Origin of the sequence: Kangiella aquimarina DSM 16071 (genome assembly GCF_000374105.1) — a bacterium.
GTDB classification, from domain to species: Bacteria; Pseudomonadota; Gammaproteobacteria; order Enterobacterales; family Kangiellaceae; genus Kangiella; species Kangiella aquimarina.
Genome location: NZ_KB893651.1, coordinates 129946 through 143208 on the forward strand (window position 1 = coordinate 129946; position 13263 = coordinate 143208).

The 13263-nt window shown below is 43.7% G+C and carries 18 protein-coding genes; 6 read left to right on the top strand and 12 right to left on the bottom strand.

Going from position 1 to position 13263, the window contains the following annotated elements:
- Window positions 1–10: 10 nt before the first annotated feature.
- Entirely contained in the window at window positions 11–769 is a 759-nt protein-coding gene (gene pxpA / locus B158_RS0109985; protein ID WP_026309354.1) for a 5-oxoprolinase subunit PxpA, read from the bottom strand.
- 38 nt (window positions 770–807) lie between these two features.
- Entirely contained in the window at window positions 808–2031 is a 1224-nt protein-coding gene (locus B158_RS0109990) for an Nramp family divalent metal transporter (protein WP_018625230.1), read from the bottom strand.
- Between the two features lie 124 nt (window positions 2032–2155).
- Here B158_RS0109990 and B158_RS13255 point away from each other — a divergent pair, with 124 nt between their 5' ends.
- Complete coding sequence (locus B158_RS13255) at window positions 2156–2848, top strand: hypothetical protein (RefSeq protein WP_018625231.1); 693 nt, start codon at window positions 2156–2158, stop codon at window positions 2846–2848.
- Window positions 2849–3198: 350 nt separating this feature from the next.
- Here B158_RS13255 and asnA read toward each other — a convergent pair whose 3' ends face one another.
- Entirely contained in the window at window positions 3199–4191 is a 993-nt protein-coding gene (gene asnA / locus B158_RS0110000; RefSeq protein WP_018625232.1) for an aspartate--ammonia ligase, read from the bottom strand.
- A 166-nt stretch (window positions 4192–4357) separates the two neighbouring features.
- Here asnA and asnC point away from each other — a divergent pair, with 166 nt between their 5' ends.
- Window positions 4358–4828 carry a transcriptional regulator AsnC gene (gene asnC, locus B158_RS0110005; protein ID WP_018625233.1) on the top strand — a complete coding sequence of 157 codons (471 nt, stop codon included), beginning with the start codon at window positions 4358–4360 and terminating at the stop codon, window positions 4826–4828.
- 8 nt (window positions 4829–4836) lie between these two features.
- Here asnC and B158_RS0110010 read toward each other — a convergent pair whose 3' ends face one another.
- From B158_RS0110010 to B158_RS0110020, 3 genes are read right to left on the bottom strand one after another with little or no spacing between them, the layout of a single operon-like run.
- Window positions 4837–5316: a pilin gene (locus tag B158_RS0110010; RefSeq protein ID WP_018625234.1), complete on the bottom strand. Its 480-nt coding sequence runs from the start codon at window positions 5314–5316 to the stop codon at window positions 4837–4839.
- A 2-nt stretch (window positions 5317–5318) separates the two neighbouring features.
- The gene (locus B158_RS0110015; RefSeq protein ID WP_018625235.1) at window positions 5319–6299 is read right to left on the bottom strand and encodes a type II secretion system F family protein; all 981 of its coding nucleotides are present in this window, start codon (window positions 6297–6299) and stop codon (window positions 5319–5321) included.
- 24 nt (window positions 6300–6323) lie between these two features.
- Entirely contained in the window at window positions 6324–6905 is a 582-nt protein-coding gene (locus B158_RS0110020) for a hypothetical protein (RefSeq protein WP_018625236.1), read from the bottom strand.
- Window positions 6906–7042: 137 nt separating this feature from the next.
- Between B158_RS0110020 and rpsF the strand changes: the two genes are divergently transcribed.
- Genes rpsF through rplI form a run of 3 tightly spaced genes read left to right on the top strand, consistent with a single transcriptional unit; the run spans window position 7043 to window position 8164 of the window.
- Window positions 7043–7441, top strand: coding sequence for a 30S ribosomal protein S6 (gene rpsF / locus B158_RS0110025; protein WP_018625237.1), 399 nt, complete (start codon window positions 7043–7045; stop codon window positions 7439–7441).
- Between the two features lie 14 nt (window positions 7442–7455).
- On the top strand, window positions 7456–7683 hold the full coding sequence (rpsR, locus tag B158_RS0110030) for a 30S ribosomal protein S18 (RefSeq protein ID WP_012800504.1): 228 nt from the start codon (window positions 7456–7458) through the stop codon (window positions 7681–7683).
- Window positions 7684–7708: 25 nt separating this feature from the next.
- Window positions 7709–8164, top strand: a complete 456-nt coding sequence (gene rplI, locus B158_RS0110035; protein WP_018625238.1) for a 50S ribosomal protein L9 — start codon at window positions 7709–7711, stop codon at window positions 8162–8164.
- Between the two features lie 140 nt (window positions 8165–8304).
- Here rplI and B158_RS0110040 read toward each other — a convergent pair whose 3' ends face one another.
- The 6 genes from B158_RS0110040 to B158_RS0110070 all read right to left on the bottom strand — a co-directional run bounded on the left by B158_RS0110040 (window position 8305) and on the right by B158_RS0110070 (window position 11514).
- Window positions 8305–9135 (bottom strand): hypothetical protein, encoded by an 831-nt coding sequence (locus tag B158_RS0110040; RefSeq protein WP_018625239.1) that lies wholly within the window; start codon window positions 9133–9135, stop codon window positions 8305–8307.
- 23 nt (window positions 9136–9158) lie between these two features.
- Window positions 9159–9557, bottom strand: a complete 399-nt coding sequence (locus B158_RS0110045) for a GFA family protein (RefSeq protein WP_018625240.1) — start codon at window positions 9555–9557, stop codon at window positions 9159–9161.
- Between the two features lie 50 nt (window positions 9558–9607).
- Window positions 9608–10030: a hypothetical protein gene (locus B158_RS0110050; RefSeq protein ID WP_156823096.1), complete on the bottom strand. Its 423-nt coding sequence runs from the start codon at window positions 10028–10030 to the stop codon at window positions 9608–9610.
- Window positions 10027–10425, bottom strand: a complete 399-nt coding sequence (locus B158_RS0110055) for a thiol-disulfide oxidoreductase DCC family protein (protein WP_026309355.1) — start codon at window positions 10423–10425, stop codon at window positions 10027–10029. Before B158_RS0110055 ends, B158_RS0110050 begins: the two co-directional genes overlap by 4 nt.
- A 15-nt stretch (window positions 10426–10440) precedes the next feature.
- Window positions 10441–10695: a hypothetical protein gene (locus B158_RS0110060; RefSeq protein ID WP_018625243.1), complete on the bottom strand. Its 255-nt coding sequence runs from the start codon at window positions 10693–10695 to the stop codon at window positions 10441–10443.
- A gap of 471 nt (window positions 10696–11166) precedes the next feature.
- Complete coding sequence (locus B158_RS0110070; protein ID WP_018625245.1) at window positions 11167–11514, bottom strand: hypothetical protein; 348 nt, start codon at window positions 11512–11514, stop codon at window positions 11167–11169.
- A 363-nt stretch (window positions 11515–11877) separates the two neighbouring features.
- Here B158_RS0110070 and dnaB point away from each other — a divergent pair, with 363 nt between their 5' ends.
- The gene (gene dnaB / locus B158_RS0110075; protein WP_018625246.1) at window positions 11878–13263 is read left to right on the top strand and encodes a replicative DNA helicase; all 1386 of its coding nucleotides are present in this window, start codon (window positions 11878–11880) and stop codon (window positions 13261–13263) included.

Consider the following 13263-nt stretch of genomic DNA (forward strand, 5'->3'; position numbering starts at 1 on the left):
ATAAAGTTAATTAGCTGATCTCAATGTCATGTTCGCGCAGCAACTGATAGAGTCGCTGTGCAATATCTTTGGCATTGGGGTTGTCACCATGCAAACAAATGGTATCCACTTTCAAAGTCAATGGCGTGCCTTCAATCGAATTAATTGCTTGCCCTTTTGCCAAGTTAAGTGCCTGGGTGAGACTTTCTTCAAGCGTTTTATGTAACGCCTGCATGTGGCCCCTTGGGACGAGGTGAGTATTGGCATGGTAGTTTCTGTCCATGAAGCCTTCGTGTAGAAAGTCTAACTCCAGCTCCTGAGCTGCTGAATAGAGATTGGAATGAGCCAGCCCCATCAACTTGATATGCGCATCAAAATGTTTAATTTCTTCGGCAATGATAAAAGCCAGTTCTTTATTGGCAGCTGCATCATTGTATAAAGCACCATGCGGTTTGATATGGTGTAACTTGGTGTTTTGTCGCTGGCATTCTTCGGCAATCGATTCGATTTGCTGACGCAAAGTCTGTCTTAATTCCTGTTCGCCAATCGTCATTGAAACGCGGCCAAAATTATCTTTATCTGGATAAGAGGGATGTGCGCCAATTTTCAACTGATTGTGAACCGCATTGGCAACAGTCACTTTGATGCTCTCAGAATTACCGGCGTGACCACCGCAGGCAATATTACAGGAAGAAATGTAGGGCATCAGGTGCGAATCAGCTTCCCATTGTTGTGGGTTGATGCTTTCGCCCAGATCGCAATTAATATCGATAGAATGTTTGGTCATCATAATGGCTTATTTTAGCACACTCTTGTATCGAGGCTGTGTTAATTCAATAGACCAAACGCTGACATCAAGCTGCGCGCGCTAAGCATTAAGGTTACCAGAACCACTAGACCGCCAAGAATGTTTTGCAATAAAGAGTTTTTGTGTTTCCCCAGAAAAGACTGGTTCATGGTCCATAGTAGGAAAATCGCAACGATCGGAAGCAAGATGCCATTAGCGATTTGTGCAAACCAGATAATCGAAATTGGTTTAAAGCCAATCGAGGCAAGGATGACTCCGGTAATCAAAATACTGATCCAGACTGCACGAAACTTTATCGAGCGCATATCATTGCCCAGCTGCATCAAGCCTGCCAAAGCATAAGCCGAGGCTAATGGAGCAGTAATTGCTGAAGTAATACCGGCGGAGAATAATCCCAGCGCCATCAGGTATTTGGCACTAGCACCAAACAAAGGCTCCAGACTGAGCGCCATATCCGCTGCTGAGTTGATCTCAATTTGTTTAGCGAAGAATGCGCTGGCTGCGGTAGAAATAATGGCCATGGTAATCAGGCCACCAAGCGGAATCGATATTAATAAGTCCCGACGAGCTTCTGGTAAATCATTTTCATCATGCCACTTCTTTTTAGCGCTACTGGCGTGTAGGAATAAGTTGTAGGGAACCACTGTGGTGCCGATTAAGGCGATGACCGTTAGCGTAGCGCCATCGGGTAAAGTGGGAATAAACAGGCCGGAAAATAGTTCGCTAAAATCGGGTTTGGTAATAATAAAGGTCAGCAGGAAAGACACGCTCATCAACAGTACGATGGCAATCAGGAAGCGCTCAATGAGTTTATAACTTCCAGTCCAGAGCAGAGTAAACGCAATGATGCCAATGAGTAAGGCCCAGCCGTTGAGACTACCAGCCAGAAACCATTCACCAAAGACTGCATCAATGCCAAGCGTTGCCCCCGCAATGTTGCCTCCTTCGTAAGCCGCATTGCCGATGACAATCGCACTGATGACTAGAATAACTGCCACGCCTCTAGCCAGAGGATTAGTAAACTGCTCTCGGATTGATTCGCCAAGACCTTTGCGACCAACCACGCCGAGGCGTGCCGTCATCTCCTGCAGAATCATGGTCGCGAGAACTGAAAACACCAGTGCCCATAACAGTACAAAACCAAAGCTGGCTCCAGCCTTGGTGGCAACCGTCACTGTACCGGGGCCGATAAAAGCAGCCGTGACTAAGGTAGCAGGCCCAAAAGAAAATTTACGTTTTGTCATATAGTCCACATTTCGTTTTATATGAGCCTACATCTATTTGATTTGTCAGGCAATTATTTGCATGAGGAATTGCCATGGGGTATAAACGCATAGCGAATAATTTTGATAAAACATGGAGTTAATAATGAAAAAAATCCTTACCGTATGCCTGATTTTGTCTTTAGCAGTAAATGCATATTTGTTTTTTTATCATAACGATCAGAGCATGACACAGGTTATGAGCACTCCGACAAAAGAGCAGACAAATCAGAATAATAAAAATCAAGCAACTGACTCTGAAAAAATATTGGCTCTTGAGGCAAAAATTAAAGAGTTAGAAATAACAGTTGCTGAAACTTCTTCTAAAAATAAAATTGACCAGGCACGAATTAAAGAGTTGGAAGCATTATTAGAAAGTAATGATGGTAATTCATCATTTACCCAGTCGACAACGATCGGCAGTATTAATGACTTGCCAGAAAGTAAGGACTTTAAAGAAGCAATTCAAGACAGGGAGTCTGTTATTGAGCAATTTGAAGCAGAAAAGGTAGACCCAAGCTGGGCTTATAAAGTGCAGGACGATATTACTGATATGATTCATGAGTCTGATTTACTTTTAAGTATGAGCTTTAATGGGATTGAATGTAAAACTACCAAATGTAGAGTTTCAATAACCCCAAACGAGCAAGGGATGGGCCACAAGGTAACAGCATTTTTTGATGTCTCATCACAACTCAGAGAAACCGAATACAGTAAATATGTGACTATTTCTGACAATATGGGCGATGAGTCAGGGGAGATGTATGTTTATCTTTCAAGACCCGACACTGAAGAATGATTCTACATAATTCTTCGGGCAGGCACGCAGGCACTGCCCCTACCGGAATCCTGTGCTATGGGTTTTACCAAACTGTACGTCATCCCGCGGCTTGACCGCGGGATCCAGTAAACTGTGTATAGGCTTGCTAAATATGTAGGTTCAGATAGGCGTAATTACCATGTATAAGCAGGTCATTAAATGGGGCTACTGAAGCGAGTATTACTTTCACTGACTATATTAAGAACCTGTTACTTTAATATGGTGGTTAATTCCTGAGGTTGCAGTTGTAATTGTTTATAAAGTCACTGGATCCCGCGGTCAAGCCGCGGGATGACACCATTTTGTTTTGTCATAGAGCGTTCATTGCTCTACAACAATCCCACCGCGACTTCATCGGGCCAGACGCTGAACTGTACTTGCCCAATGTGAGCTTTCATCAACAGCAGCATGATTAAACGTGATTGTCCGATTCCGCCTCCTATGGTTAAAGGCAGTTGATCCTGTACCAGCTTTTGATGCCATGGCATATGCAGGCGATATTGGCACTGGCGCAGTTCGAGCTGTCGAATGAGTGCATTCTTACACACCCGAATCCCCATGGAAGACACTTCGAATGCATCTTTAAGGATTGGATTCCAGACCAGAATATCACCGTTCAAACCCTGCAGGCCTTCGCTGGTTGGTGTGCTCCAGTCATCATAGTCTGGCGCGCGGCCATCATGGATGCTGCCGTCCGCTAACTGACCGCCAATTCCCATTAGGAAGACAGCGCCATACTCTTTACAAATTTCGTGTTCGCGCTGCTTGGCAGTCAATTCAGGATAGCGCTGGCGAAGTGTTTCACTGTGAATAAAAGTGATGTCTTCTGGCAGAATGGGTTCGCGTCCCATCTGCTGCGCGATAGTTAAATCAATAGAACGCATGGCTACATAAATCTGTTTGACTGTCTGTTGCAGATAGTCAGTGGTTCTGTCTGATGCGGTAATCACTTTCTCCCAGTCCCATTGATCCACATATAAGGAATGGCGTTCGCTCAATGCTTCTTCGTCGGGGCGCAAAGCGCGCATCTGCGCAACAATGCCATGACCTGGTAAAAATCCTCCTCGCGCCAATATCAGTCGTTTCCATTTTGCTAAAGACTGAACTATCTCTAACTGCTTATTAAGCGTTTTGCTGGATACCGACACGGGCCGTTCGATGCCATTCAGATCATCCTGCACGCCATCACCTTTGATGGTCAAAATCGGTGCCTGAACTTCGATCAGGGAAAGTGCTTGGCATAAAGCATCTGTGAATTGACATTTAATGGCTTGAATGAGCTTTTGATCTTGAACAAAAGCCTGGTGTGGTAACTGTTGCATGGTGAGCCCCTTATTGTGAATTGTTGATATATTTGCTGTCCGAGCTTGTATTTATCTAATTATTAGGCTTACTATTCAATACTCATCTAATAAAAGTCTTATTTGTGAATATTAATATTAAATAAACTGTGTTTTGTTAGAAGATATCTAATAAAGGGGCTAAAAATTGCAGAAGGATTATCAAATCGACAATCTGGATAAATCGATACTGTCGGAATTGTTACGCGAAGCACGTACACCCTATGCCAAAATTGCTGAGCAGTTAAATGTCAGTCCGGGCACCATTCATGTGCGAATTGAGAAGATGCGTCAGGCGGGGATCATTAAAGGTACCAAAGTGCGTATCGAACCCAAGGCTCTGGGCTTTGATGTGTGTTGCTTTGTCGGGATTTATCTAAAGAGTGCCAAGGATTATCAGCCGGTAGCAGCATTATTGGAGCAAATACCGGAAGTCATTGAAGCCTATTACACCACGGGTCAGTACAGTATTCTGACCAAGGTGGTGACACCCAATATAGAAACCTTTCAGGACGTTCTGATTAATAAATTGCAGGCCATTGAGCAGGTTCGCTCGACGGAAACCATGATATCCCTGCAAAACCCAATCCACAGGGATATTGATGGCTTGTTAACTTGATACTTTGATTAGCGGCAGCTTGAAGGTAGATACTTGGCTTCAATTGTGGTCTTGTTCTCGCCAGCCGCGCTCATACCTTCTGGTGGCTCATCGCCCCCACAGACCCAAGAGATTGGGCTAGTAGGATTCGCTGTCACGTAAATCGGACGGATACTCAAGACCTTACCTTCCAATGGCTGATTAACCTTGTTACCCAGCGTTACATGAATCGCGCCATTTTCAACTTCAATACCAGTCACATAATTGCCTAGCAGATGCTCTGGTTTAGGTGCTCCAGCTTCCAGGTTATCCGCCGGAAACTTAGTGTGGTATTTGTAATATTCTTTAACCGTGCTTTGAACTTCGCTGGCCAGAGTGATGCTCTCAGCAATTTTTGCGCGGACGATATAATCCTGATATGCCGGTAAAGAAATGGCGGCGAGAATGCCGATGATGGCCACGACCACCATTAATTCGAGTAGGGTGAATGCTTTTATTGTGTGTTTCATAATTAAAATCCTGAACCCATCTGGAAAATTGGTAAATAAATTGAAAGAACAACCTGGAAGACGATGGCGATGACCAGCAAGTGCATAATAATAGCCATCATGCCAGTTTTACGATGTGTCGACTCAATTGCCTGTGTTTCCAGTGTGTTGATTAAAGTAGGGCTTTCTTCAGCAAAGGTCTGTAGCTTGAAAAGAGCCAGCAGCTGTTCTTTTTCCTGTGCATAGAAAATATGATCAAACGTCAGTTGCTCTGACTGACTGAAGAAAGGCGAGTTTAGCGCATTTAAACGCTCGGCCTGATTCTCGGGTAAGCGCTCGTAAAATGCATTGAGATTATGAATAAAACGAACACGACTGAGCTGCATCATAATGCCGCGCATAATCGGCAGCTTGGTAAGAAGTTTGCTTTGTGTGTATGACTCAACAGTTGTTAAGTTGGCTAATATAAACAGGGTAATAATTAAAACAGGTGGCACATAAAGAAGCAGCGACCACCAGGATTTAAACTGTAGTACATCCATACGATGCTGGAAACTGGTGGAGTACATTTGATCATCGAAGAAAAGTATGTTGTAGAGCGGTATTAACTTGAGACTAAATACTGCAAGCACCAGCAAGGCAATCACGCTCAGGAGCGCCGCATAGCCGGTACTTCGCAGGATACGACTTTTAATGATCTGCGCAACCTGCATTTCGCTGGAGTTGGCTTCGGTATAGTGCTGCAGGACCTCAAGCTCATTAAGCCCCAGCTCTTTGCCGCGGCGAAGCTGCTCGGTAATCGGTGAACCTTTGATATTCAGCTTTTCAAAGGCTCGCTCAAGGCTTTGCGTCGCCTCATAGATTGTGTGCGCCTGCTGCCAGCGGTCACGTTGCTCTGCAGGAACTTCATTCACCATGATATTGAAGGCGGTTCGGGGCTCTTCGCCTTTGGCCATCAGATGTACGAACTGGCGCAAGTAAAAGTGTGAGTTGTTGTTTTTCATAATGATGTATTCGATTAGCTTATTTTATTTTTGCTTGTTTACTGATGACTTAGTTAAAAAGTTCTCTTTACAGACAAAAGGCATCAGGTGGAACGTTTCATCCTGTTTAACGGTACACACAGGGTTTATAACCGAGTTATGGCTATCATCCAGCATGAATGTCACTTGTGTCGAGGGATATTGCTGAAAAGGCTGCATAACCAAATTGAATTTAGCAAATTGTGCATAAAGCTGATCAATTTTGGGTGAATTATCGCCAAATTTGAACCACTCATAATCTTTTCTTTGCTGGTTAAAATTACCATGCCAAGCATAATATTCCTGCTGTTCAAGGCGGTATTCGATAAACTGGTGGCTTATGGGCGCTACAATCGCAACTTTATAGAAATAGTCTGCAGTGATTTTTATACCCCAAAAGGTAAGAGTCGTAATAATCGCCAGCACAGAAATCACCTCAAGGCTCAACCAGGAATCGGCCTTAAAGAAGCTCTTACCGAGCTGGAAAGGGTATTTTTTGCGCAGAGAGTCCAAAGTTATAATTCTAAAATCCATGTTGGGGTCGATACTAATACAGCCGGCTGGTAAGGTCAATTTACCTTGACCCAAAGGGCTAAAATCCTTAAAATACGCGCCCTTAGTGGCTATCCACTAATTTTTTGACAATCTGGTTTACTCCTTGTTGCCTTTAACTTTTTATACAAATCAAAGAGTTACTGGTGGCTGGAAACCGAAAGGAGACTTTAATGAGACACTACGAAATCGTATTCCTAGTGCATCCTGACCAATCTGATCAGGTGCCTGGCATGATCGAACGTTACACAAAGATGATCACAGACGCGGCTGGCACAGTTCACCGCCTAGAAGACTGGGGTCGTCGTCAACTAGCCTACCCAATCAACAAACTTCATAAAGCGCACTACGTTTTAATGAACGTTGAAACTACAGGCGAAATCATCGAAGAGCTTGAAGATGCATTCCGTTTCAATGACGCAATCTTGCGTAACATGGTAATGCGTCGTAAAGAAGCTGTTACCGAAGCCTCTCCTATGGCTGCTGCTAAAAAAGACGAGAAAGCTGAAAAGCCTCGTAAAGAAGCCAAAGAAGAGAAATCTGAATCAACTGAAGAAGCTTCGGCTGAGTAATAAGGAGACATATCATGGCACGTTTTAATCGTCGTCGTAAGTTCTGCCGTTTCTCGGCTGAAGGTGTTGTTGAGATCGATTACAAAGATACAGCAACTTTGAAAAACTACATCACAGAAACAGGCAAAATTGTACCTAGCCGTATCACAGGCACAAGCGCAAAATACCAACGTCAATTGGCGTCTGCAGTAAAACGCGCTCGTTTCTTGGCTTTGTTGCCTTACACTGACAGCCACGAATAAGCGGCATTTTTAAGAGGAAATAACGATGAACGTCATTCTACTTGAAAAAATCCGCAATCTTGGTGACTTAGGTGATAGCGTAACTGTAGCTGCCGGCTATGGTCGTAACTTCCTGATTCCACAAGGTAAAGCGGTTCCTGCAACTAAGGAAAACATCAAACATTTCGAAGAGCGTCGTGCTGAACTACAAGCTGCCGCTGACGAGAAATTGGCTAAAGCACAAGCGCGTGCAGAGCAGCTAGCTGGCTTAACAGTTACTATCCCAGCTAACGCTGGTGACGAAGGTAAATTGTTCGGTTCTGTTGGTACAGCTGACATCGCTGACGCAGTTACAGCCCAAGGCGTTGAACTTGAGAAAAAAGAAGTTCGTATGCCAGAAGGCGCAATTCGTCAAACTGGCGAATTCACTTTTGAAGTGCACTTGCACCCAGAAGTTGAAGCTAACATCAAAGTTGTTGTTGTTGGCGAAGAACAAGCTTAATAGTTTTAAAGCTTATGTAAGAAAGGCACCTTCGGGTGCCTTTTCTTTTTTCTGGCATTTGATCGTTGCCAATGCTTTGTTAAAACTCTTCTCGAAATGCTCATGGACCCAAAGTCCACTCCGCTTTCTCGAATCTGGTTTTAATTCTTATCTTTTACTTCCTCTATATCCCCATCAATAACTGTCCATAAACCTAATGAGGTGGCTACATAAAGAGGGTAGTCATAACTTAAACTGGTGAAGACATGAACCGGAGAGGGGATTTCATCAACAATATGAGTCATCATCAGTGCGTCAACATCGTCCCCCTGGGGTTGGAGGTTCATACAGCTTTTAGAGTAGTGTTCATGTTCCAAAACTGATTTACCGTCTTGCGAAACCAATAGTCTTTGTGCGCCACCAATTGGAATAACGCCAGGCTCAGTGGGGGGTGTCAAAAAGAATACATTCCACCCATCATCATCCTCAAGTACAACACTGTTTAAGTTTTCTGAACAAGCTTCGGTAATACTGTTTCCAGCGCTAGAGAGTGCGGTAAGCATGATTATTTCGTCTTCGGCAACTGCTCGTTTGGGATGAGCTTCAAAACCAGAAATTTCGAAACTGTCGTTATAGTACACATCCGCGAATGAAAAGATTTCTCCATCACTAGCAGAACGATAAAAACTCACTCTATGATTGCCTTCAGGATCAAGATGTACAAGCCAGCCTAGTGGGTTATCAATAGTGCTTAGATCCAACTCTTCACGTACTTTGTCGGTTGCCGTCCAGGCAAGAGAGTCTTTAATCCAGATGAGGTAGCCAGCTTGCTCGCTGAACTGTAATTTCTGAATTTGTTCAGGTGTATAGAACAATGGCTTTTGCGACTCCTCAGAAGTAGTGACATTGTTCCTTTGGTTTGTACTTTGTTTTTGGTTTGTCTGGCAGCCACATATCACCAGTACAAGTACAGTAACAAAAAGTTTTTTCATTATTAGTTCCTTATTAAGTTTTATTATTGGGGAAGGGCAGGAAATCGTTTGGTATTTTCTAACGCATCTTCCCAGCTTGCTCTGTCATCACAAAATATATGAGCCGTCGGATTGATCGTTGGAGAGGTGTCCAAGCTTCCGGCTGGAACGATGACCAGCTTATCTTTAATTTCGGTGGGTACAGGCGAGCCACATTCTGTGCAAAAGCTTTTGGTGAAACGTGTGTTTGGCAAATTGAATGCTTTTACCAGTTCCTGACCTTGGATCCAGTTTAAAGTAGCCTCAGTCGCAAACAGGTTTGCCGCGTGAGCCGTTCCGGTTGCTTTTCGACATCTGGAACAATGGCAAAGATAAAAGCTATTAAAATTATCGCTGATATCAAATTGAACGCTGCCGCAAAGACATGACCCTGAAATTTGCATAATACCCCTCTAAACCTATTTAACCGAATTTAGTATCTGACTATAAACCTCTAAGACGTTTTAGCACGAAAGTGATTCTTTGCAAAAAACAAGGGAAGTAAAAAGAGAATTAAAACTCCCCCATTCAGATAAAGATGCGCAAAAACATTATTAGCGATGGAAAAGGCCGTGTCTAATACTGCCCAGACTAGAGCCGCAGAAACTAATAACCACCAATCTTTTCGAGTCTGGCTCTCAAAAGCCTTCCCAATAGCGTAGAAAAATAACAAACCCCAGCTGGCGACAGTAGGCCCAAAGACACCAATCAGAAATTGTAATGACTGTGGGTTACTGTTCGTAAAAGCGGCTTGCAGGTGTTCGAAGTAGGGGGTAGCTAGCGGAGTGTAAACCATGATGGGTAACAGCAGGCCACCAATGATATGAAAAATGGCTAATGTCTGTAACCAGCGTTTGGCGAGTGAAATGCTCATCATAAAAAGCGGTCCATAATTTCTTTGCTCGGAAGCATACAGTAAGTGTGTTTACCAAATAGCTTGTAGCGATTCAGCGCAATGCGGTCATAACACCAATCACGAAAGGCTAAGGGAAATATACGCAACACGGTAAGCCATGGCCAAGGCTTTTTAAGTCGTCTGATAATCTTAAAGAAAGCTTCCGAGCGGAAATTAGCAACACCGTCATCAATTAAAACCATGGTCTCAAAATTGTCAGTATCAAGACCTAGCTCAGTCAAAAGTTCCTGACCTTTGGGCGACTGAACCGAACAGAATTTAAAGACCGCATCAGGCTCACGCTTGATCACAAACGGCACCCACGCAGAGCAGAGCTTGCATTCACCGTCGAAGAGTATGATTGGATGGGTATGCATTGGTTGATTAAATGCTTAGTCTTGGCTCGAATGACTTCGAGAGTGTTTTCGTTTGATCAGTAGCAAAATTGGTAGAGATAATATGGCATAAAGAACACTACCCACTAGTGCTACTGATAAAAAGTTATAAACAATTACCGATATAACAGATGTAAAGGTATTGAAGACTGTTTCAGCTTCCAGAAATAGCGCGAGAGCAGTTCCAATTATGTAGATTGAGCCTGCTGTCCACCAGAACCATTTTGTCCATTTTTCAAATGCTTTACTCATTTTCTTTGTCCGTAGCCTCGATTAGTATCAGCGCACCAATGGTACTTCCGATGTTTGAAATCGAGGTATATTCAATACAAACCCCGAAGTCACTTTTTTCCTTTACATAAGGTCTTGCTAATCACCTTTATTAAATATCCTCTATACTCAAAACCCAAAGTATATAGTCGCTTGAACACATAGTGCTCAAATTTCGTGCCTCGACTTTGTACGTGAGAACATCTTGTGGGACCTTGTAATTTGATAAAGCTTTACCTTTGACTATTACCTTTGTGTTCTCTTCTTTGTATTGAGAAAGTTGTTTGCTATCAAGTGCGAGAGGTACGCAGTATTTTCCTAAGTCTAAAATTGCTGTTGGAACCGGTGGGGTGTAACTCACCTGTATTTCTCCAACTAAAATGCACTCATCACCAACTGAGCATTCTTTTTTGGCTGATTCAACACTAGCCATAAGGGATAATAATATTGTTGCTAGGTAGGGTAGCATGGATCTTTTTCTCCGAATGACCACAAAGGTGATACTGATTGTAATTTATTGTTTTCATCAAACTTTAAACCTAATTTACCAACCCAAGTACAGCCATCCTTTTCAAACACTTGTTGCTTAGTATATTTACTCGCAGCCTTGATTATTTCTTCCTTGGTTGTGTTTTTAGTCACATCAGGGAGTATGGACATAAGTTGCTCCCTAGTTTCCTCTAAGGCTTCAATATGCTGATCACGATATGATAGCGTTACCTTTGCATCAATAACTTGATAGAACCAAAAGACATTTGTGATTATTAAAGCAAGTACGAGAATTGAAATTGTAATTTTCATTTTATAAAGGAAGTTTGTAATAAATGAGTGCCTAAGACTTTATTATCATTGGTCTTTCATTACAACTGACAGTACTCTTTCATGACATGGGAGTAGTTGAATCTATAACTCCAGTCGCGTCATTCACCGCGGGTATTTCCGTTGGTCACCTTCGCGGGAGTGACGGAGACTTTATGTTTTCGCCAGTTTATCGGTGACACTTATCCACAACTTATCCTCAAGTCATCCAAAGCTTTATTGTATTGCTGTTGATTGCATAAGAGTTAAAATGGCTTACGTGGTAAACTCTTGTGGTTTATGAATGGGTGCGTGTTCTGTGTTTTGAATGCGGCCAAAACTTATTGTTAACGCTAGAACCTTAAAATGCTTACAGCCAATCAATCAGATAATAAAATCAAAGACTTAAAAGTTCCTCCGCATTCTATCGAGGCCGAGCAGTCGGTGCTTGGTGGTGTCATGCTGGATAATGAAGTGTGGGAGATGGTGTCTGAGATGCTGTTGTCCACGGACTTTTATGTGAAGAACCATCGCGAGATTTTCAAGGCGATGGAAGAGCTGGCCAATATGGCGAAGCCGATGGATGTGATTACTTTGTCGGAGCACCTTGAGCATAAGGGTGAGTCGGATATTGGTCTTGCATTTCTGGGTGATTTGGCGCAAAACACGCCAAGTACCGCTAATATTCGGGCTTATGCTGAGATCGTGCGTGAAAAGGCGATTATGCGCCAGTTGATTTCGGCATCGAATGAAATTGCTGATGCTAGTTTCAATCCAAAGGGTCGTAGCCTGGCGGAGTTGATGGATATGGCGGAGCGTAAGGTATTTGCCATTTCGCAGGCTCGCGAAGCCAGCGGCGAAGGTCCGAGCAAGGTTGAGGACATTCTTAAAAGTACGATTCAACGGATTGAGACTATCCAAAAGACCAAAGGCGGTATCACAGGTCTGGCGACTGGATTCACCGACCTTGATAAGATGACCTCCGGTTTGCAGGCGGGTGATCTGGTGATTGTGGCGGCTCGTCCGTCGATGGGTAAAACCACCTTTGCCATGAATATCGTAGAAAATGTGGCTCTGAATCAGGAAAAGCCTGTTTTAGTGTTTAGTCTTGAGATGCCGAGTGAGTCGATCATCATGCGTTCAATCTCCTCATTGGGTCGACTGGAGCAGAACAAGATTCGTTCTGGTCAAATTCAGTCAAGTGAAGACTGGGACAAATTCAATAGCGGCGTATTGCAGCTGAAAAACCATACCAAATTATTAATTGACGATGCGGGCGGTCTGTCGCCAGCGGAGATGCGCTCGCGTTCACGCCGTGTGGCGCGCGAGTACGGAAGTGTGGGTCTGATTATGGTCGATTACTTGCAGTTGATGCAGGTGCCAGGCATGAGTGACAACCGTACACTGGAGGTCAGTGAGATTTCCCGATCATTGAAAGCGCTGGCCAAAGAGCTGGAAGTTCCGGTGATTGCATTGTCACAGCTTAACCGCTCCTTGGAGCAACGAAGCGATCGTCGTCCGGTGATGTCGGATTTGCGTGAATCGGGTGCGATTGAGCAGGATGCGGATTTGATTCTATTCATTTACCGCGACGAGGTGTATCACCCTGAAACGGAACGAAAAGGCATTGCCGAAATCAAAATTGGTAAGCAGCGTAACGGTCCAATTGGTAGCGTCGAGCTCAGCTTCCAGGGGCAGTTCTGTCGATTTGATAACCTCGCGCATCAAGATTACGAAGCGCAAGGCTATTAA

Bases quoted from the DNA above. Each gene is read 5' to 3' on its own strand.
- pxpA (WP_026309354.1), bottom strand. From the start codon at position 769: ATGATGACCAAACATTCTATCGATATTAATTGCGATCTGGGCGAAAGC.
- B158_RS0109990 (WP_018625230.1), bottom strand. From the start codon at position 2,031: ATGACAAAACGTAAATTTTCTTTTGGGCCTGCTACCTTAGTCACGGCT.
- B158_RS13255 (WP_018625231.1), top strand. From the start codon at position 2,156: ATGAAAAAAATCCTTACCGTATGCCTGATTTTGTCTTTAGCAGTAAAT.
- asnA (WP_018625232.1), bottom strand. From the start codon at position 4,191: ATGCAACAGTTACCACACCAGGCTTTTGTTCAAGATCAAAAGCTCATT.
- B158_RS0110010 (WP_018625234.1), bottom strand. From the start codon at position 5,316: ATGAAACACACAATAAAAGCATTCACCCTACTCGAATTAATGGTGGTC.
- B158_RS0110015 (WP_018625235.1), bottom strand. From the start codon at position 6,299: ATGAAAAACAACAACTCACACTTTTACTTGCGCCAGTTCGTACATCTG.
- rpsF (WP_018625237.1), top strand. From the start codon at position 7,043: ATGAGACACTACGAAATCGTATTCCTAGTGCATCCTGACCAATCTGAT.
- rpsR (WP_012800504.1), top strand. From the start codon at position 7,456: ATGGCACGTTTTAATCGTCGTCGTAAGTTCTGCCGTTTCTCGGCTGAA.
- rplI (WP_018625238.1), top strand. From the start codon at position 7,709: ATGAACGTCATTCTACTTGAAAAAATCCGCAATCTTGGTGACTTAGGT.
- B158_RS0110040 (WP_018625239.1), bottom strand. From the start codon at position 9,135: ATGAAAAAACTTTTTGTTACTGTACTTGTACTGGTGATATGTGGCTGC.
- B158_RS0110045 (WP_018625240.1), bottom strand. From the start codon at position 9,557: ATGCAAATTTCAGGGTCATGTCTTTGCGGCAGCGTTCAATTTGATATC.
- B158_RS0110050 (WP_156823096.1), bottom strand. From the start codon at position 10,030: ATGATGAGCATTTCACTCGCCAAACGCTGGTTACAGACATTAGCCATT.
- B158_RS0110055 (WP_026309355.1), bottom strand. From the start codon at position 10,425: ATGCATACCCATCCAATCATACTCTTCGACGGTGAATGCAAGCTCTGC.
- B158_RS0110060 (WP_018625243.1), bottom strand. From the start codon at position 10,695: ATGAGTAAAGCATTTGAAAAATGGACAAAATGGTTCTGGTGGACAGCA.
- B158_RS0110070 (WP_018625245.1), bottom strand. From the start codon at position 11,514: ATGAAAATTACAATTTCAATTCTCGTACTTGCTTTAATAATCACAAAT.
- dnaB (WP_018625246.1), top strand. From the start codon at position 11,878: ATGCTTACAGCCAATCAATCAGATAATAAAATCAAAGACTTAAAAGTT.